The organism is Mesorhizobium sp. B4-1-3 (genome assembly GCF_006439355.1).
In the GTDB taxonomy this organism is placed as follows: Bacteria; Pseudomonadota; Alphaproteobacteria; order Rhizobiales; family Rhizobiaceae; genus Mesorhizobium.
On sequence record NZ_VFTG01000012.1, the window covers coordinates 60654 to 79388 of the forward strand.

Consider the following 18735-nt stretch of genomic DNA (forward strand, 5'->3'; position numbering starts at 1 on the left):
ATGCAGTTCGCAAGCGACGGCTACGTGGTGCAGGGCGGCGACATCGAGCTGGTGGGCGGCTCGAGCATCATCCGCGTCGGCGACGGCACTGCGGCCAGCGCCGGCTATACGACCACCATCGCCTCCAATCTCACCGGCGCCAGCGAGTTGGTGAAGACCGACCTCGGCACTCTGGTGCTGTCGGGCACCAACAGCTACAGCGGCGGCACGGCCATCAATGGCGGCACGCTGCAGGTCGGCAGCAATGGCAGTCTTGGTGCGGCGTCCGGCGGTCTTTCTCTGAACGGCGGCACGCTGCACACCACCGACACCTTCACTTCTGCCCGCGCCGTAACCCTCGATGCCGGCGGCGGCACCTTCGACACCGACAGCGCGACCAAGCTGACGCTGACCAACACCGTGAGCGGTGCGGGTGCACTGACCAAGGATGGTGGCGGCACCCTGGTGCTGGCGAGCGATGCCACGCATTCGGGCGGCACGACCATTGCCGCGGGCACGCTGCAGGTCGGCGATGGCGGCACTGCCGGCAGCCTCGCCGGCAATGTCACCGACAACGCCACACTGGCCTTCTACCGCTCCGATAGCTTGTCGTTCGGCGGCGTGATTTCCGGTACCGGCTCCGTGAACCAGATCGGTAGCGGCACCACGATCCTGACCGCCGCCAACACCTACAGCGGCGGCACCACGATCTCCGCCGGCACGCTGCAGCTCGGCAATGGCGGCGCCTCCGGCTCGATCCTCGGCGACGTCGTCGACGACGGCACCCTGGCCTTCGACCGGTCCGACGCGGTCACCTTCGGCGGCACGATCAGCGGCAGCGGCGGCATCAGGCAGTTCGGCAGCGGCTCGACGACGCTCACCGCGAACAACAGCTATGCGGGCCCGACGGTCGTCGATGGCGGAACGCTGTTCGTCAATGGCGACCAGTCGGCGGCCATCGGCCCAACCTCGGTCAATGCCGGCGGCACGCTCGGCGGCACCGGCACGATCGGCGGCGACGTCAGCGTGGCGGATGGCGGGTTGATGAACCCGGGCGCTGCCGGGGCAGCCGGCACGCTCACCATCAACGGCGCGCTTGGGCTCAGCGGCGGATCCACCCTCAATTACGATTTCGGGCAGGCCAATGTCGCCGGGGGCGCCCTCAACGACTTGACTGTGGTCGCAGGTAACCTGACGCTCGACGGCACCATCAATGTGAGCGTGGCGCCCGGCGGCACGTTCAGCCCCGGCATCTACCGGGTCATCAGCTATGGCGGCACGCTGACCGACAACGGTCTTAACGTCGGCACGATCCCGTCGCCGGACTTCTTCGTCCAGACCTCCATCGACAAGCAAGTCAACCTGGTCAACACCGCCGGCCTGCTGCTCAACTTCTGGGACGGCAATGCCGGTCCAAAGAACGATAGCACTGTCAATGGCGGCAACGGCACCTGGCAGAACTCGGCCGGCAACGACAACTGGACGCAAGCCACCGGTGCGATCAACGCGCCTTATCAGGACAATGCCTTCGCGATCTTCGCCGGCACGGCCGGCACCGTCACCGTCGACAACGCCCCGGGGCAGGTCAGCGCCGCGGGCATGCAGTTCGCCACCGACGGCTACCTGATCCAGGGCGGCGACATCGCCCTGGTTGGGCCGCAGTCGACTATCCGCGTCGGCGACGGCACCGCGGCCAGCGCAAGCTTTGTGGCGACCATCGCCTCCAACCTCACCGGCGACACCCAACTGGTCAAGGACGATCTCGGCACGCTGGTGCTGTCCGGCACCAACAGCTACACCGGCGGCACCGCGATCAACGGCGGCACGGTGCGGATCGCGTCGGACACGAATCTCGGCGTCGAGGCGGGCGGGCTGAGCTTCGATGGCGGCACGCTTGACACGACCGCGGATGTCACGAGCGCTCGCGCCGTCACGCTCGCCGGCGCCGGCACGTTCCTGACCGATGCCGGCACGACGACCACATTGAGCGGCGGCATCACCGGCGCCGGCGCCCTGACCAAGGACGGCACCGGCACGCTGGTGCTGGCGAGCGACGCCGCCCATACCGGCGGCACGACGATCGCGGCGGGCACGCTGCAGGTCGGCAATGGCGGCGCTCTCGGCAGTCTGGCTGGCAATGTCGTCGACAACGGCACGCTGGCCTTCGACCGCTCGGACGCCATCACCTTCGGCGGCGTCATCTCCGGCACCGGCGGCCTGAACCAGATCGGCGCCGGCACCACGATCCTGACCGGCGCCAACAGCTATGGCGGGCCGACCAACGTCAATAGCGGAACCTTGCTCGTCAACGGCGACCAGACCGGCGCCACTGGCCTGACCTCGGTGGCAGGCGGCGCAACGCTTGGGGGCACCGGCATCATCGGCGGCAATGTCACCATGGCGGATGGCAGCACGCTGAGCCCCGGCGGCAGCGGCAACGCCGCCGGCGCGCTGACCATCAACGGCAACCTGACCCTCAGCGGCGGCACCAGCCTTGCGTATAATTTCGGCCAGGCCAACGCGCCCGGCGGCGCGCTGAACGACGTCGTCAATGTCGGCGGCAACCTGACGCTCGACGGCACGCTCAACATCACGCCGACCGCCGGCGGCAGCTTCGGCCCCGGTGTCTACCGCGTGTTCAACTACAACGGCTCGCTGACCGACAACGGGCTCGCCCTGACATCGCCCGATTACTCGGTGCAGACGTCGATCGCCAACCAAGTCAACCTCATCAACACGGCCGGGCAATTGCTGACCTTCTGGGACGGCGATGCCGGCCCCAAGAACAACAACGTCGTCGATGGCGGCAACGGCACTTGGCAGGTGGCCGGCACCGGCGACAACTGGACGACGCCCGGCGGGGAGGTCAATGCGCCGTGGAGCAATGGCCAGTTCGCCGTGTTCCAGGGCACGCCCGGCACCGTGACGGTGGACAACGGCAACGGCGCGGTCACCGTCAACGGCATGCAGTTCGCCGCCGACGGCTATCGCATCGAGGGCGATGCCATCACCTTGACCGGCGGACCGGCCATCATCAATGTCGGCGACGGCACCAGCGGCAGCGCCGGCTACAAGGCGACTATCGCATCGGATCTGGTTGGAAACTCCGGGCTGACCAAGGTCGACTACGGCACGCTGATCCTTGCCGGCAACAGCTCCTATATCGGAGCGACGACCGTGCAGGACGGAACCCTGGCGGCGGGCAAGGCCGGCGCCTTCAACGCGACGTCCGCCTTCACCGTCGCTTCCGGCGGCACGCTTGACCTTGCCGGCTTCGACCAGACGGTCGCCTCGCTCAACAACAGCGGCGCGGTACGGCTCGGCGCTGCGGTACCGGGAACAGTGCTCACCTTGAGTGGCGACTATGTCGGCAATGGCGGCAAGGTCCTCATCAATGCTGCGCTCGACGGCGATGCTTCTGCGACCGACAGGCTGGTCGTGCATGGCAACACCTCGGGCACCGGCATCCTGGCGGTCACCAATGTCGGCGGCGCGGGGGCGCAGACCAGCGAGGGCATCAAGATCGTCGACATCGACGGCAGCTCGGCCGGCACCTTCACGCTTGCCGGCGACTATGTCTTTGAGGGCGACCAGGCGGTGGTCGGCGGCGCTTATGCCTACCGGCTCTACAAGAACGGCGTCAGCACTCCGGCCGACGGCGACTGGTATCTGCGCTCCACCCTGATCAACCAGACCGGTCCGCTCTATGCGCCCAGCACGCCGCTCTACGAGGCTTATGCGGGCGTGCTGCAGAGCTTCAATGAACTCGGCACCCTGCAGCAGCGCATCGGCAACCGGACATGGGGTGAGGGCGCGACGCCGCAGGGCGCGGACGTGCCCGGCCAGGGTCCGGTCGACGGCCACGCCATCTGGGCGCGCATCGATGCCGCGCATGGCAAGTTCGAGCCGAAGACCTCGACCACCGGCACCGACTACGACACGACGACCTGGAAGCTCAACGCCGGCGTCGACGGCCTGCTGCATGAGAGCGAGGCCGGCATCCTGCTGGGCGGCATCACGGTTCACTACGGCACCGTTTCGTCGGACGTGTCATCGACCTTCGGCACGGGCTCGATCTCGGCCACCGGCTACGGCGTCGGCGGCACGCTGACCTGGTTCGGCAACAGCGGCTTCTATGTCGACACGCAGGCGCAGGCGACCTGGTATGACAGCGACATCAACTCGGCCGTGCTGGGCAAGCTTGCCGACGGCAACAAGGGCTTCGGCTATGCGCTCAGCATCGAGAGCGGCCAAAAGATCGCGTTGCGCTCCAACTGGTCGCTGACCCCGCAGGCGCAGCTTTCCTACTCGGCGGTGGACTTCGACAAGTTCACCGATCGGTTCGGCGCGATCGTGTCGCCCGGCAACGGCGATAACCTGATCGGCCGCCTCGGCATCTCCGCCGACTATGAGGACCAGTGGGCCGACAGCGCCGGGCAGGTGAGCCGGGCGCATGTCTACGGCATTGCCAACCTCTACTATGACTTCCTCGACGGAACCGATGTCGATGTCTCGGGCGTCAAGCTTTCCAGCCAGAACCAGAAGTTCTGGGGCGGCGTCGGCCTCGGCGGCTCACTCGACTTTGCCGACGGCAAGTACTCGGTCTATGGCGAGGCGCTCGCCAAGACCAGCCTTGCGAACTTCGGCGACAGCAATGTCATCAGCGGCAAGCTCGGCTTGAGCGTGCACTGGTAGCCGCATCGAAGAGCATCGGGCGTAGCCCGGCTGGACAATCGGAATGCGCGCGGCGTGCGCATTCTCCATTGTAGACATTCCCGGGGAGCCTGATTTTTTGAAAGATGGAAACGAGATGAAACGAAACAGACGAATTGGATATGCCACGCTGATCGCCGCAAGCCTGCTCTCATTGGCAGCCGCATTCGCGCAGGAAACCGCGGCTCTCCCCGGAGGGGCGACCTCACTCAGGGAAGGACATGGCGACTGGACTGTGTCCTGCAATCTCGCCACCCAGAACGGCGCCGCCGTCAAGGTCTGCGCGCTGTCGCAGGAGCAGACCGACAGCCAGTCGCGCCAGCGTGTGCTGGCGATGGAACTGCGCCCGGCCGGCGAGGCCGTGCAGGGAACGCTCGTGCTGCCGTTCGGCCTTGCGCTGGACCAGGGCGTGACGCTCCAGGTGGATGACGGCCCCGCCCTGCCGGCGCTGCGCTTCCGCACCTGCCTCCCCGGCGGCTGCCTCGTGGACCTGAACTTCGACGCCGAGACATTGGCGACCCTGCGTGAAGGCAAAAGCCTCAAGGTCAAGGTGGTTGCCGACGGCGGCAAGGAGACCAACCTGGCGCTCTCGCTGAACGGCTTCCCTAGTGCAGTGGACAGGACCACGGCGCTGCTGAAGTAGAGGACTCTACTTCCCGTACCGCTGCTCGAGCGCTTCGGCAATGTGCTCGCAAAGCAGTTCCCCGGTTGCGATGCTGACGTGGAGACGGATCCGTGCGCCCTGCGGATCGACCACCGTGACGACCGCGCCGCGGTCGGAGTACTCGAACGTGTCCAGAACCTTGTGAACGACGAAGTCAGCTATGTTGGGCGCCGAGCCGGCGTGATCTTCCACGGCCTTCCTCCATCCCGAAATCAGCGGGCCGATGCCCCTTGTCCGCAGTCGTGCGCCCCTGCGGTTTCCTTGAGCAACTGCCCAATGATCAGATATGTAGCGGATAGCACCACCGTCCAGAAGAAGCGCGCATCGCGCAACCCTCTTGAGCGGGCAGCATCTCCTCGTTCCCAGAGAAAGAGGCAAGTCAAGTTCTTGAGGAATCGGCAAGCTGGCACCTTGGGTGATGGATGCCCACCATCATCGCAGGCAATGATGGGCATCCATGAGATGGCGACGAAGGGACTATTCTCGCCATCATTCCCCAAATGGCCGACTCTAGAAAATGTTTCATACTGAAGGACTTATGAGCTCACGGATACGACGTTCGTCTCACGCGCGTTGCGACTGACGGGCCAGCTACAGCTATCGGAGGAACAACCGGGGCTCCCCGCTGTTCCCGGAGTAGCCTGCCGCGCTCGTTGCCAGTTTGCGCACCCAGGCTCCTCCAGCGTTGCCCGCCGACTCCGGTCGGCGGGCCCTTTTATGGTTTTAAGAGTGCCGCCTTGATCTCATTCAGCGTCTCGATGCCGTTCTCAAACAGCGTCATGATCTCAGCCGCCAGCGTCTCGCGCTCGGGACTGGCCAGGGGCAGATCGGCTCCAAGCTCTTTGAGGGCGGCTGCAAGTATCGCAAGCTGTTCCGGTGTGGCATAGCCGTTGTGCCGCATAGTGATCGCCCCGGAAGCCCCTCGTTAATTGTCTCCCGTATTGGCTCGTCTACCCAGAAACAATCGGCATTAACATTTGTTATATGCCCCATGGATCATGCGGTTTCACCGATTCCTGTGGCAATTTTGCTCTTGGCGATAAAATTACAGGTGACCCTCAACCGGCGAGCAGGCAAGCCCACTGGGAAACTCTGAAGGTAAGCGACCGCAGGCGGACTGGGGGACCGTGGCGTTGTTGTCGTCGTACCGAGCCAGAACGGCCTGAAGCGCTTCGATTCGCTTCATCCGAAACCTTGCCATCCGGCTCGATGTTCATGGCTCTGCCTGCCGATGTAATCCGGGTACGATCTGAAACGGCAGCCGGGCAGCGCTGCACGAGACACTCGCGCAGATCGCCAACCTTGGGCGTGACCACGCACGTGCGCGCGGCACGGCGATTATGCCGGTGGTGGGCCTCGATGTCATAGCGCCGTCGAAAAGACCAGCGGCCGACGCATACTGTTGGAGTGGGGTACTTGAAAGCGTCGGCCGCCGTGCTTGGGGGGCGGAGTTGGCACTCGTCGGGTTTGGGAAACGGGTGCACAGCCACGCTATGCCGATCTATGCTGCGTTCAATCTAGATGCCCTGATACAGTGAACCGGCGGTTACTTTCCACAGGCGTCGGTCGCTGTATGTCGTGACATGGCAGAAGAGCGCTACCATGTCGACCTCGATCCCGACGGGACTTGGTCGGTCATCGGGCTCACCTGGCAAGTCGGGGGTCTTGTGCTGGAAGGCCGGCTTCGAGATGGCAGACGAATTGCCTTGGTTCTCAAGCGACGTGGACCGCCAGAGAGAAAAGCGCCCCGATTAGCATTTCCCTATGCTTCGCGCTGATGCGCCATCACGCTCCTCCGGTACCGGGTTGGGGGCTCTGAATTCCCGTGAGATCAATTCATCCCGGTGAAGTAGATGGATATGCCAGCACCTATGGCGGCAAGGCCGATCATAAAGACTATGAACCCCTCGAAACCATTCCCGCGCTTGCCGATTCTGTCCATCGCATACTCCCCGTCTAAAACAATCAGCCGGGTTCCAACGTGCGTCGTGACAGATGGTTGCGAGGTGGCGCAGGATTGCCGTCAGCTGCAACCGTTCGTGATTTTATTGCGACATTGCGGTCGATGAATGTCGACCCGTTTATCGAGATCAGGGACGGAGCATTGCTGAATGGATGTGTGGGGAGGGCGGGCCTTTCCGGTCATTTTTCGCCGAGACTGTCGTCGAGATCGAGGCCAAGGAGCAGTTGATCTTCGGGCAGGCTCTCGGCCCGGCGGCCGAAGCGGTCTCCCGCTGAGTCGCACGGAGTCTGTAGTACCAGCGCCGCCGGGTTTGCCAGTGTCGGGGCAGGGCGGCATGGGGGGCTCTTAAAAGATTCTGTTGAGCCAGTGGTCTAGCCGGTTGCCCACCGGGTAAAACCCTCCCGCCAAAATGGCGGCTACGAGTGCCGTCAGCGCGCCGCCGGCGACGTCACTGACATAGTGCGTGCCAATGTAGATCCGAGACAGCGCAATGACGAATGCCACCACCGCGAAACCCAACCCATATTTGGGAAAACCGCTAAGATAGAAGGCGAACGCGATCGCGGCAGATGCCGTTGCATGGTCGGATGGAAAGGAAAAATCCGCAGTCGGCGTGATCAAAAGATGCGTCAAGCCGGCTTGATAGGGACGTGGTCTATGGATGAACAGCAAAATAAGCTGGTTGAAAGTCAACCCGAGGCAGAACGCCAGACCGGACACGATCGCTACATGACGCGTCATGAAGCGCTCGGTGCGGCGCCACCAGAGGCCCACGACCATCAATACCATCACTGGCACGCCGAGAGCGGAGAGGGCGATGGCAACATCATCTAAAAGGGGTAATGACCCGGCGAAATGATTAATCCATTGGGTCAGTGCAGAATCGAAATGTTCCATTGATTGCCATCCAGACGAGAGGGGCTAAGGGGCGGGAAAGCGCGTCGTGACACGCAGGCCGGGGTGGTTGTCGTCAAGTAGAACTTCAGCGCCGTGGAGATCGGCGATGGCCTTGACGAGGCTAAGCCCAAGGCCGGTGCCCGGCGTCGATCGACTCTTGTCCATGCGGTAGAGGCGGCCGAAGACTTTTCCCGTTCACCTATTGGAATGCCGGGGCCGTTGTCTGCTACCGTGACAAGAGCTGTTGTGCCCTCGTTTCGTACCGCGATCTCGATGGCTGTGCCGGTGTGTCGGATTGCATTCTCCACGAGGTTGGCAAACAGCTGTGTGAGCAGTTCCCTGTCGCCCAGGACTGGGCTGTACCCGGTGATTAGCGCGAGGGTCAGCACTGGACACGACATCGATATCGTTGCCCTTCCCGGTCAGGGGAATGCGGCTCTCCTACCTGCCGTGAGACGGATTCCATCGTCGCGGCGATGGTATCAAGATGCTGCACGCGAGCTGCCAACAGGGTTCCACTGACTACGGCAAGCCCGAGGACAATCACAGTGGCCCCCAAGCCCCTGAGAACGATTGCCTGCAGCTCGTCGGTCTCGGCGTGGCTGAAGGCGACTGCGAGCGTATTTCCCCGACACGCTCGGAGAAGGCGCGATAGCTTGAGTGAGCCCAGAGCCCTTGGGCCAGGAGTTTATCAGTCAAAACTCACCGTGGCCTGTCGCGGGCCTTACCGTTTCGTAAGTTGCAAAATGGTCTGCCGGGAACGATGAAGAGTGTTCGGCCGGGCGTCTGCGCATGAGGGGCAGAAAGCTAGACTAAGGCCCGCGCGCGCCCTCCCAGAATCAACCCATGGGCTGGTTGGCGTTGCGCGAACGCAAAGGGCGGCGAATGCCGGTAGCCCCAGGTCGTTTCCAGAGCGTGCGGTACTCGTTGGTTGGGTCGCGGCAGATGTCATCGATGTCCTCCAAAGATCACCCGTCTTTTGTCCCGCCCCATCCGGCGTCTTTGACTTCGACGTGGAGTGCTGCGATTGAGTCACGCTCCCGCCCCACCGCGGTCACATTCTCACGACAGGAGCATTGCGCCGGCAACTCCTCGGGAGAATCGCGTTGAACGTTGTATTGCCGAGTCAGATCGCGCAAGCACCAACGCTGCAACGTTCGCGGGGCCGGGTGCCCTATCGTGCCGACATTGACGGGCTTCGCGCGATCGCCGTGCTACCGGTGATCCTGTACCACGCAGGCATTCCCGGCTTCCAAGGCGGCTTCGTCGGCGTCGACGTGTTCTTCGTCATTTCCGGATATTTGATCGCATCGCTGATTGCAGGCGAGATCGCCGAAGGCGACTTCAGCCTGCTGCGTTTCTATGAACGCCGCATCCGGCGAATCTTCCCGGCACTGTTCGCCATGGTTGCAGCTTGTGCCGTTTGCGCCTGGATGTTCTTCATGCCGGAGGAGTTCAAATATTTCGGGCGCAGCATGTGGACGACCGCCCTTTTCACTTCGAACATCCAGTTCGTGAAGGAAAGCGGATACTTCGACATAGGGACCCAGATGAAGCCGCTGCTTCATACGTGGTCACTTGCTGTCGAAGAACAGTTCTACATCGTGTTTCCCGTACTGCTGATGACAGTCGGCAGATATGGTCGCAGCCCAACCGTCGCCGTGCTTTCAATACTGTTTATCGCATCGCTCGCAGCGAGCGCCTGGAGCGTGTTTCAGTGGCCGGCGGGCGCTTTCTTCCTCTCGCATTTTCGCGCCTGGGAGTTGCTGCTTGGCGTTCTGCTGGCCTTCCAGGTCGCGCCGCCGCCATCACGGCCTCTTACACGGCAAGCGTTGGCTGCGCTGGGTATAGGCCTCATTGCCGTTGCAGTTTTCACTTTCGGCCAAGGAATGCCGTTCCCCGGGCTTGCTGCGTTGCTCCCCTGCCTCGGCGCCGGACTGGTTATCCACGCTCATGCCGCAGACGGTGCGATCGGTCGAGCGCTGCAGATGCCGGTCGTGGTGTCTGTCGGCCTGATCTCCTATTCCCTGTATCTCTGGCACTGGCCCCTCATCGTCTTCACGCCTTACATTCTCGGTCACAAGCCGTCGGTGGCCCAAGGCGGCGTGATCGTCGGCTGCTCAATCATTCTTGGCGCTCTCTCATGGCGCTTTATCGAAAAGCCCTTCCGCGGCGGCGCCAGCCGCGTCGGCCGCAGGCCCTTGTTCGTAGCCGCTGCCACTGCGATGGCCGCAGCGATCGGATTCGGATATTACGTCGCCAGGGAGGGCGGTCTGCCGTCGAGGCTGCCGGAGGTTGTGCGCAAAGTCTATGCTGCGCACGACGACGTCAGCCGCTTCAGTCAATCCGGTTGCATTGAGCACTCCGAGGGCAACAGCCGCCCGACGCTAGCGGACATCGGTTCCGGAAGGCTCTGCGCACTTGGAGCGAAAATCCAGGCAGAACCGGCTTTTCTGGTTTGGGGCGACTCTCATTCCGGCGCAATGGCCCCCGCGATCGATGTTGCCGCGGCCAAGCGAGGAGTATCCGGCCTTTTCGCGGGCCGTGAGGGCTGTCCGCCGCTTCCCGACCTGCAGCCTTCCAACCCAAGTGGTGAGCAGTCCTGCCTGGAATTCAACACGGCGGTACGCGGGCTTATCGCTGCCCGCCAGATTCCGCTTGTATTCCTCGTGGCCTACTGGCCCAAATACGTGCACGACAGCGAGCTTCCTCAGGAGGGGATATTCTTCGACGCCTCGATTCCCCCGCCGCTCGAGGACAAATCCAGGCAGATCGGCGAAGCCCTCGACCGGCTGGTGGCCGACCTTACGCGGCAAGGCACAAAGGTCGTGCTGGTCATGGATGTGCCTGAGATGGGCCGCTACGTCCCCGAGGCTGCCGCGAGGGCGATGCTCACGGGCGGCTCGACCGATATCGCTCCGCCCTGGGCCTATATCGCGAAGCGGCAGGCTCTCTCGCGCGCGATTCTGGCCGACCTGGCGGCAAAGTACGGCGCTCGGATTGTCGATCCGCTTCCCGCATTCTGCAGCAAAGGCCATTGTGAGGCTGTCCGCGACGGCATGCCGCTCTACAAGGATGCCGACCATCTTACGGCCAGTGCGGCACGAAGCCTCGCCTATCTGTATGATCCCGTATTCGCCTCACTCGTCGCCCGAGGCGCAAGCGAAGGAGATCCGGTCCAAAGATAGGCTGCCGAGGGCCAGCCCGAGATCTTTCCCTGTAGCGCATTTAATCGATCACCGTGCAGGGTCGCGATCACGCCGACGTGATCCGCTGTACATCGGGCTTCCGCTTGCTGAGATTCCCTGCTTAGGTCGAGTAAACCCGCACCAAAGATAGAGTTGCCACGTGATACCAATCTATATTGGGTATGACCCACGCGAATCCCGAGTTCTAGACGTGGCGCGATGGAGCGCCTATCGGAGGACGAGCAGGCCGTTGCAGATACAGCCGCTCGTGCTCAAAGAGCTTGAAGCCCAAGGTATCATGAAGCGACCGATGGTGGTTCGTGATGGGAAGCTCTGGTGCCCGATTTCCGAGGCACCGATGGCGACCGAGTTTGCCATATCGCGCTTTGCCGTTCCGTTCATGAGGCAAAGCGGCTGGGCCATGTTCTGCGACTGTGATGTCCTGTTCCTGAAAGATCCGGCCAAGCTGCTCGATCTAATCGATCCTTCCTACGCGATTATGGCGGTCAAGCACCAGCAACGCGAATCCGAAGCGGTCAAGATGGACGGACAAACGCAGACGTTCTATCGCCGCAAAAACTGGTCGTCGGTGGTTTTGTGGAATCTAGATCACCCCTCCAACAAACGGCTGACCAACGAGATGCTCAATACCTGGCCTGGACGTGACCTTCACGCCTTCAAATGGCTTGAGGACCATGAGATCGGGGAATTACCTTTGGCATGGAACTACCTCATAGGGGCTTCGGCTTCGGAACTCGACCCCGCCGAGGTCTCGCTGGCGCACTACACACTTGGCGGTCCTTGGTTTGCGGGCTGGTCTGGCGCCACGCAATGGGACGAATTGTGGAGCCGAGAAGAGAGCATTCTGCGCGCGTTTGAGGACGCGGTTCAGACTCCCACATGAAAACTTCGCTTCTGAAGCACTTGCCAACCTTCTCAAAGCCCGTTCTTCGTTTGCCCAGAGTCACGGGGCCGGCTTTGGTGATGGGGTCGGCGCCGAATTTTCGCCTCCCTGAGGGATACGATGCCGATTGGGCACTTGTGACCGTCAATGCTTCCCAGCTTTTGGCGGAAACCTTCGGCCTCCCCGTTCCTGACGTCGCCGTGATACGCCGCGGCATTTTGGTCGGCGGGGGCGAGCAGGATTGTTACAAGCGTGATTTGTTAAAAGGGCGGCAGGCAAAGCATCTGATCATTCCAGTTTGGGCGGACGTTGAGGACAAGCTGAAAGTGGGTTGTCGCAGCTTCAACTATCAATATGACACCTTGCAAGCACTTACCAAATGGCAGCTTGCCAACATCGTCTGGCGGCTTAGCGGCAAATATCATTTGTCCCGCCGCTGGCACCGGAAAATCTCCACCGGAGCCTTCGCAATCCTGCTGGCGCGTTTCGCCGGCTTCGCTCCTGTTGTAGTCAGCGGGTTTTCCCTGTCCCAGGCCGGGCATGGATACGACACCCGAAATGCCTTTCGATATCACGCCGACGAGGATGCGGCTTTGCTTCGACTGGTCGTGAGAAGAGGAGAGCCAATCTACGCGGAGGATAGAGACTTCGCTGCAGAAACTGGATTGCCCTGGTGGGCAGGGACAGATGGCATCATGAGTGTTTCTTAGACAAGCCGCAATATGAGCCAATTCCGAACTTTATAGCAGAGATGAGCCGGCTCCGACGTTGAAAAATAGGATAAAGATTTCTCGGAGTGCGAGCCGGCCAACGACCAGCATCCCCCACCGTCGGGAATTCGGTGCGCTGAATACGTCGATGGTTGATCGGCAGAACATTAGGTCCATTCTTGTTATTCAGACGAAGTACATCGGGGACGTCATTTTGACCTCGGTGCTCGTGCGAAATCTGCGCCTCGCTTACCCAAACGCTGCGATAGCCATGCTTTGCGCTGCCGGTCTGCGAGACTTCGTAACCAGCCAGAATATTGCGGACGAGGCCATCGGATTTGACCGTCGAAGTGCTGGTAGAAGTCTGCTCCGGCGCGTGAAGGAATATTCAAGCTTGCTCGCTGACCTCCGCCGCCGAAAATTCGATCTCACCATTGATGTGACTGACTCGAAGACATCAAGGGTCGTGCAGAGGGCAATCGGTGCCCCGCTGCGCATCGGATACAATCCCCCGGACAGGCCTCTGAAGTTTTGGGAAGTTCAGCCTGCTAACGTATTTGCTGAAGCACGCGGCCATGGAGGCGCGCACTATTTGTACCGATATCTGTCCCCGCTTAAGGCGCTTGGGATAGAACCCCGCGAACTAATACCGAGGCTTGAGCCCACACCAGTCGGGCGAAGCGCGGCTGCCCAGGTTCTGGCGCAAAGCAATCTGGCTACAAAAGCTTTTGTGGCAGTACACGCTGGCGCAGGGTTCGAAGGGCGGCGTTGGCAACCTGAACGGTTTGCTGCAGTAATCGACGAAATTTATACAGCGACGGGCCTGCGGTCACTGCTAGTCGGTGGACCTGATGAACGCGCAACCGAGCAAGCAATACTGAATTTGGCAATGTCCCCTTTGGTGAGCGTTGTTGGCAAGGTTTCGCTTGAGACACTCACTGCTTTGCTTGCGGACGCGTTTATCTTTCTGGGAAACGAGAGCGGCCCAATGCACCTGGCCGCGTCGGTCGGAACCCCAGTTGTGGGCCTGTATGGCCTCACGTCGCCCAACATCTGGGGACCTTTGGGGGTGCTTCACCGCACCGTTGAGCCGCCGCTGCCTTGCCAGTGTGTTGCGCCCGGTTTGTGCAAACCCGGCAATCCGAGCCGCGTCTACTGCGTTCATCGCCTGCCAGTTGCCAATGTCGCTCAAGCGACACGAGACCTGATAGATGCAGTGAGACAGCAGGCGAATGAGGCCGCCAATTGAACGTACTTGCTCCGGTAGGCGACAGCGATCATCGGCCCGCGTGACCATACCATGCAACGAGTTACTGCGATGCTTGGACCAGGCGTCGGAGCAACCGGTAATCCTTCAGATCCTTGTAAGGCGTGAGATCTAAATCCCCCGGCACGCAGCGAAGCTGTTCATCATCGATCGCTTTCTCATGGCTCTTGATGATGCTTTGGTAGTGCCGCCAGGTCAGGCCAGCCCCTCTGACGGCTTCTCTTTCGATGCGCGAGGCGATTTGATGGGCGTGCAGATAATGAAGGCGCAACTCGTCCAAGAGAACTTTCTCAACAATTTCGTGGCACACTAGAAAGGGTTCGAGGTGCACGTCCTTGCCTCTCCATCTGATGGTGCGAGGCAGATGTCGGTCGATGTAAATCTTCGTTGCATCCCTGCTGTACCCAGCAATGTAGGGAATATCGAACTCGTGGCTGACCTTAACCCGTCGGTGAAGTGCAGACACGACATCGGACAGGACTTGGTCGCTGATATCTTCAGAGCTATGGCGGACCTCGTCGGCTAGTTTCAAGTCCTCTCCTGCTATTTGGCGACCGAAGCGCCCGCCCCAAGGCGAACGCCTGAAATAACGAGCCGAACCGCAGCGATATGATTGATAAGCGCGGTCTTGACGGACTTACGATTTTGCATGGCTTTATGGCCCTTGGCCCCAACCAAGACGATCCAACTTGGTCCGAGGGGAAAAGTTCCTCGGCAAGCAAAATGTAAAGCGCAGGTCTAAATGCTGAGAAGCAGAGCGCCTCTGCGTGCCCTGACTTAACGATGATCCCTCGCGCTTCCGCCGCTCGCGCGACGTCGCGACACACTTCGGGCTGACCTCGCGCCGCTGGCAAATCCGGCTCCATGTTCGACATCACGCGACGCGTGTCGCAGCCTGGCGACGCAGACGTACGGCGCGCTTTACGAGGCGGTGTCAGGCCTGATGACGCGCTTCAAGGAGTGCCGTGAGACCGGCTGGCATTTTTTACTGTCCACGGGTTGACGGGCAGCCTGACATAGACAGCGCCATGACTCGCGCATACTAGCTCGTTTTTCGCCGACGCTGTTGTCGGCAATGATGTGCAGATCGTGGCGAACCAGTCCCCTCGTCAGTCGCAACTGCATATCTAGGTATTGAGCATCGCTGAACGCTATGGTGAGCAGCACACGGCGACCTCGAGCGGCGGCGCGGATAGTTTGGATGTCGCCTTTCCTTGTTCGTTGCCGCAGAAAACTTGTCTTACCGTGCCTGCCCTATACCCTCGATTGGCCGGGGGCTCTCGTGCCGGCGGCAAGCCGGCGCACTATCATCCGGCGGACAAGGACGCCAGGACGGTCACAGCCCCAGTGCCGCAGCGACCCGTTCTTGGAAATACTGCACTCCCCGCTCATGCCGCCCCGAAAGCGGGCCGGAGCTATAGGCCCCTGCGGCATAGTTGCGATGCGTATCGGCGCAGATGGCATAGTCCTCGCGTACCACGGCCAGGGTGCCTTGCACAGACTTCGCCCGGCTCTCGGATGCTTCTGCAGAGGTGTCGGCAAAGAAGAAATGGTAGTGCTGGTCTGTGTGATGCGGTGAGGTCGGGTTGATCCGGCTAACGTTCATGCCGCCATCGAAAAGCGACAGCGTCCAGTTCGGCCACATCCAAAGCCATTTGCCGCGATAGAACAGACCGTCTTTCGGCGGTGCGGTCATCCGGACATAACCGGGATGGGCGGTGGTCTGGAAAGCTTCGAAGTCGATGGCAGCGTAGAACGAGGGATGTGTGCCAGGGATGTGGTAGCCTTCGACGAAATTGTCGGTGTAGATCTTCCAGTTCGCCGCAAAGCTGACAGTGGCCTGATCGGTGGCGGCATAGGTCTCCAACGGCTCGTCCGCCATTTCGGCGGGCAGAGAGCCAAGTTGATCCAGAAGACTTTCCTTCGGGTCGAGTGCCGCAAAGAGCAGCCCGCGCCATTCGGACAACTGCACCGTCTCCAGCGGCCAGTCTTCGGCGATGATCGCGGGATCCTTGCCATACCACGGGGCTTGCACCAGCCGTCCGGTGTCGGCGAAGGACCATTTGTGATAGGGACAAACGATCAGCCCACATTTGCCCGCGCCATCGGCCAGCAGTTTCGCCCCGCGATGGCGGCAGACGTTCTTAAATCCGCGCAAGGTCCCGTCCCGGCCCCGGACGGCGAAGATCGGCGTGCCGGCGATGTCGATGGCAAGGTATTGACCGGACGTCGCAACCGAGGCGACAGGCCCCATGAACTGCCAGGTGTGCGCGAAGATGTTGCCCCGTTCCTGCTGCCAGATATCATCGCGGACGTAAAGCGAAGGGTCCAGGTTCAGGTATTGCACGGGCGGAGTGTCTAGTGGCAGGTGGTCCGGCCGCAAGGTGTCTGGCGTCATAGGCTAACCTCCAGTTGCGGCAATCCTGTCGTAAGCGGGGCGACATCGCAAGGGACTTGGCGCTGCTGCGCACAGCCTGTAAGCCGGCGTGCAATTTTGGCTCCAACGCAGATTTGGAGTTGCGGTTCATTTCCAGCTCTTGACGGCCAATCACGGCACCACCTGTTCGAAGAATCGGTCGGGCAAATGTCCGGGGCGATGCTGCCATGGAGAACTTCTAGGAGCCTCGATGGCTTCCCGGCGGTTTGTTTAATTCGCCGACCTAATTGTCGACAGCGATCATCACGTCGGATGCCTAAACCGCAGCACAGGTTCCAGGCCGACGTCGCGCCCAGTTCGTCGTCCTCCTGGTAAAAGGCGGGTATCAGAATGATGCGCTTGCGAATGACGGGATGGCGTCGATGGCTGGCTAGGCAGACCTTTCCAGGTCAGACAGATCCGAAGCGGCAGCTTTCTGTGTAGCGAGGACCAGAAGCGGACTGTCTAGTTCCGGCTCGAACCAGCCCCGCTCATGCGCTCACCGGAACCCCTTGAAAGGGAAAGGCCCGCTTGGACTGAAACCAGCCGTCCTCCTGGTCCTTGGGTTCGCCAGACCATACGAGATCATACGAGGAAGTGGGTTGCTAACCATCGACAGCCATTGATTTCTTGCAGAATCCTACACGCTACTCGACCACGGCAACCGACTGGGCAGCCGGGATGTCCTTCATCCCCAAGCTTGAGCAGTCTTGGTTGATGGTCGAATTGCCCGACCATTGGATAGTATCGGCGACGACCTGCGTGCAGCCGTTCACGCCAGAGAAATTGCCGAGATAGTTGACCTGCTGCTTGGGAAAGTAGATAGCGCCGGTCAACAGCGAAGTCGCGGTGCCGTTGAAGGTGCTGGAGGCGCTGCTGCCTGATCGGTCGCCGTAGAACAGCACTCCCGAATACGTGCCCGAGGTCGGCGCGCTCAGCGTCACGGCGGCGTTTCCGTTAATGAATACCGTGTTGCTGCCGGCCATGAAGATGGTCACGCCGCTGCCCGAAACAACCGCGTTGCCATTAATCTTCATATTGCCTTGGACGACGTACACCCCGGGAGAAAGCGTTACGGTGCCACTCAGACTCATGCCGCTGCAATAAGTCCCGGGCTGGAGCGTTTGCGCCTGCTTGCCTTTGCTGATGTTCTGGCAGGGGTTGCTGGCAGCGGGTGCCGGCAGGCTGGCGAACGGGTCGGAGGCGGGCAGCGCGTTGGTGACCGGTGACTTGCAGACCGTGGTTACCGGGTTGTTCAGCGAAATACCGCCCGCAGAGATGAGGCAGTCGGCCTGCAGCCCTGCCGAGCCCTGTACCTTGAGGGCGTCGCTGGCGATCGAATCCGCCATGACCGAGCAGCCCGTGAGCTTGACGCTCGTGTTGCCGGAAAACAGCGCCGCCTTCGAGGCTGAGGGATTGAGCGCCAGCACACAGGCCTTTGAAGCGTCCGTGATCAGCGCGACTGACCTCGCCTGTTCGGGCACCTTCGTCTGGGTGAAAATGGAGGTGAAAAGCCGGTCGAGGTTCTGGTTGAGGATCACCTCCACCGCCTTCTTGCCAGTGTTCGGCCCCGAGGTGGGCGGCGTGTTAACGACGATGGTGCCGCTGCCCAGTCCGTTCGAGGCCGCCGACGAGCTGGCAGCCGCGGTGATGGTCGTCATGTCGGACCCCTGGATCTTTTCCAGCGCGCCGGCATAGGCGGCCGCGTCCGCAATCGCCTGCAGCTTTAGGCTCGAATAATACCAATAGGAGGTCTCGACACCCAGCCCTGCGCCGCCGACGACGACGGGCAGGGTCAGCGCGAAGATAGTCGCGACGTTTCCGCCGGCTTCATGGCGGATTTCCCGCATTAAGGCCCAAATGCGTGTTTTCACTGCCATCAAGTATTAGTAAGCGCGCATACGTGAACGAATAGTGAAATTGCTGGGTGCAAATGTGTGTGGCGCCGCCTCGCTAAGGGCGGGCTTCCGCGGTGGGATATTCAGCCGGCAACACGTGCACCAACAAAGCGCCGGATGGGCGCGGAGCCGATGG

The 18735-nt window shown here is 61.5% G+C and carries 12 protein-coding genes and 2 pseudogenes; 7 read left to right on the top strand and 7 right to left on the bottom strand.

Translation table 11 applies throughout. The features are described 5' to 3' along the window. Positions 1-4674: an autotransporter outer membrane beta-barrel domain-containing protein gene (locus FJW06_RS16960; RefSeq protein WP_140753382.1), complete on the top strand. Its 4674-nt coding sequence runs from the start codon at positions 1-3 to the stop codon at positions 4672-4674. A 115-nt stretch (positions 4675-4789) separates the two neighbouring features. Beyond that, positions 4790-5335 carry an invasion associated locus B family protein gene (locus FJW06_RS16965; RefSeq protein WP_140753383.1) on the top strand — a complete coding sequence of 182 codons (546 nt, stop codon included), beginning with the start codon at positions 4790-4792 and terminating at the stop codon, positions 5333-5335. A gap of 6 nt (positions 5336-5341) precedes the next feature. Here the strand turns inward: FJW06_RS16965 and FJW06_RS16970 are convergent, their stop codons facing one another. The 4 genes and pseudogenes from FJW06_RS16970 to FJW06_RS16985 all read right to left on the bottom strand — a co-directional run. Next, a complete protein-coding gene (locus FJW06_RS16970; RefSeq protein ID WP_140753384.1) occupies positions 5342-5548 on the bottom strand; it encodes a hypothetical protein in 207 nt (68 codons plus the stop codon). A 523-nt stretch (positions 5549-6071) separates the two neighbouring features. Then, positions 6072-6257, bottom strand: coding sequence for a hypothetical protein (locus FJW06_RS16975; RefSeq protein WP_140753385.1), 186 nt, complete (start codon positions 6255-6257; stop codon positions 6072-6074). Positions 6258-7664: 1407 nt separating this feature from the next. Continuing rightward, on the bottom strand, positions 7665-8216 hold the full coding sequence (locus FJW06_RS16980) for a phosphatase PAP2 family protein (protein WP_140753386.1): 552 nt from the start codon (positions 8214-8216) through the stop codon (positions 7665-7667). Positions 8217-8240: 24 nt separating this feature from the next. Then, positions 8241-8569: pseudogene (locus tag FJW06_RS16985) on the bottom strand (ATP-binding protein); the annotation flags it as partial. Between the two features lie 753 nt (positions 8570-9322). On the opposite strand from FJW06_RS16985, the gene FJW06_RS16990 reads away from it, so the two are divergent. The 4 genes from FJW06_RS16990 to FJW06_RS17005 all read left to right on the top strand — a co-directional run bounded on the left by FJW06_RS16990 (position 9323) and on the right by FJW06_RS17005 (position 14267). After that, a complete protein-coding gene (locus tag FJW06_RS16990) occupies positions 9323-11404 on the top strand; it encodes an acyltransferase family protein (RefSeq protein ID WP_348644052.1) in 2082 nt (693 codons plus the stop codon). Positions 11405-11654: 250 nt separating this feature from the next. Further along, positions 11655-12308, top strand: a complete 654-nt coding sequence (locus FJW06_RS16995; protein WP_246674651.1) for a hypothetical protein — start codon at positions 11655-11657, stop codon at positions 12306-12308. Beyond that, positions 12305-13018: a hypothetical protein gene (locus FJW06_RS17000; RefSeq protein ID WP_140753388.1), complete on the top strand. Its 714-nt coding sequence runs from the start codon at positions 12305-12307 to the stop codon at positions 13016-13018. Before FJW06_RS16995 ends, FJW06_RS17000 begins: the two co-directional genes overlap by 4 nt. Positions 13019-13166: 148 nt before the next feature. Further along, on the top strand, positions 13167-14267 hold the full coding sequence (locus FJW06_RS17005; RefSeq protein ID WP_140753389.1) for a glycosyltransferase family 9 protein: 1101 nt from the start codon (positions 13167-13169) through the stop codon (positions 14265-14267). A 61-nt stretch (positions 14268-14328) separates the two neighbouring features. On the opposite strand, the gene FJW06_RS17010 is transcribed toward FJW06_RS17005, so the two are convergent. Further along, entirely contained in the window at positions 14329-14817 is a 489-nt protein-coding gene (locus FJW06_RS17010) for a hypothetical protein (protein WP_140753390.1), read from the bottom strand. Between the two features lie 250 nt (positions 14818-15067). Here FJW06_RS17010 and FJW06_RS17015 point away from each other — a divergent pair. Continuing rightward, positions 15068-15243 (top strand): annotated as a pseudogene (locus tag FJW06_RS17015) (transposase); the annotation flags it as partial. Positions 15244-15621: 378 nt separating this feature from the next. On the opposite strand, the gene FJW06_RS17020 reads toward FJW06_RS17015, so the two are convergent. Then, a complete protein-coding gene (locus tag FJW06_RS17020; RefSeq protein WP_140753391.1) occupies positions 15622-16683 on the bottom strand; it encodes an aromatic ring-hydroxylating dioxygenase subunit alpha in 1062 nt (353 codons plus the stop codon). A gap of 665 nt (positions 16684-17348) precedes the next feature. After that, the gene (locus FJW06_RS17025; protein ID WP_181178363.1) at positions 17349-18581 is read right to left on the bottom strand and encodes a pilus assembly protein TadG-related protein; all 1233 of its coding nucleotides are present in this window, start codon (positions 18579-18581) and stop codon (positions 17349-17351) included. Positions 18582-18735: the final 154 nt, after the last annotated feature.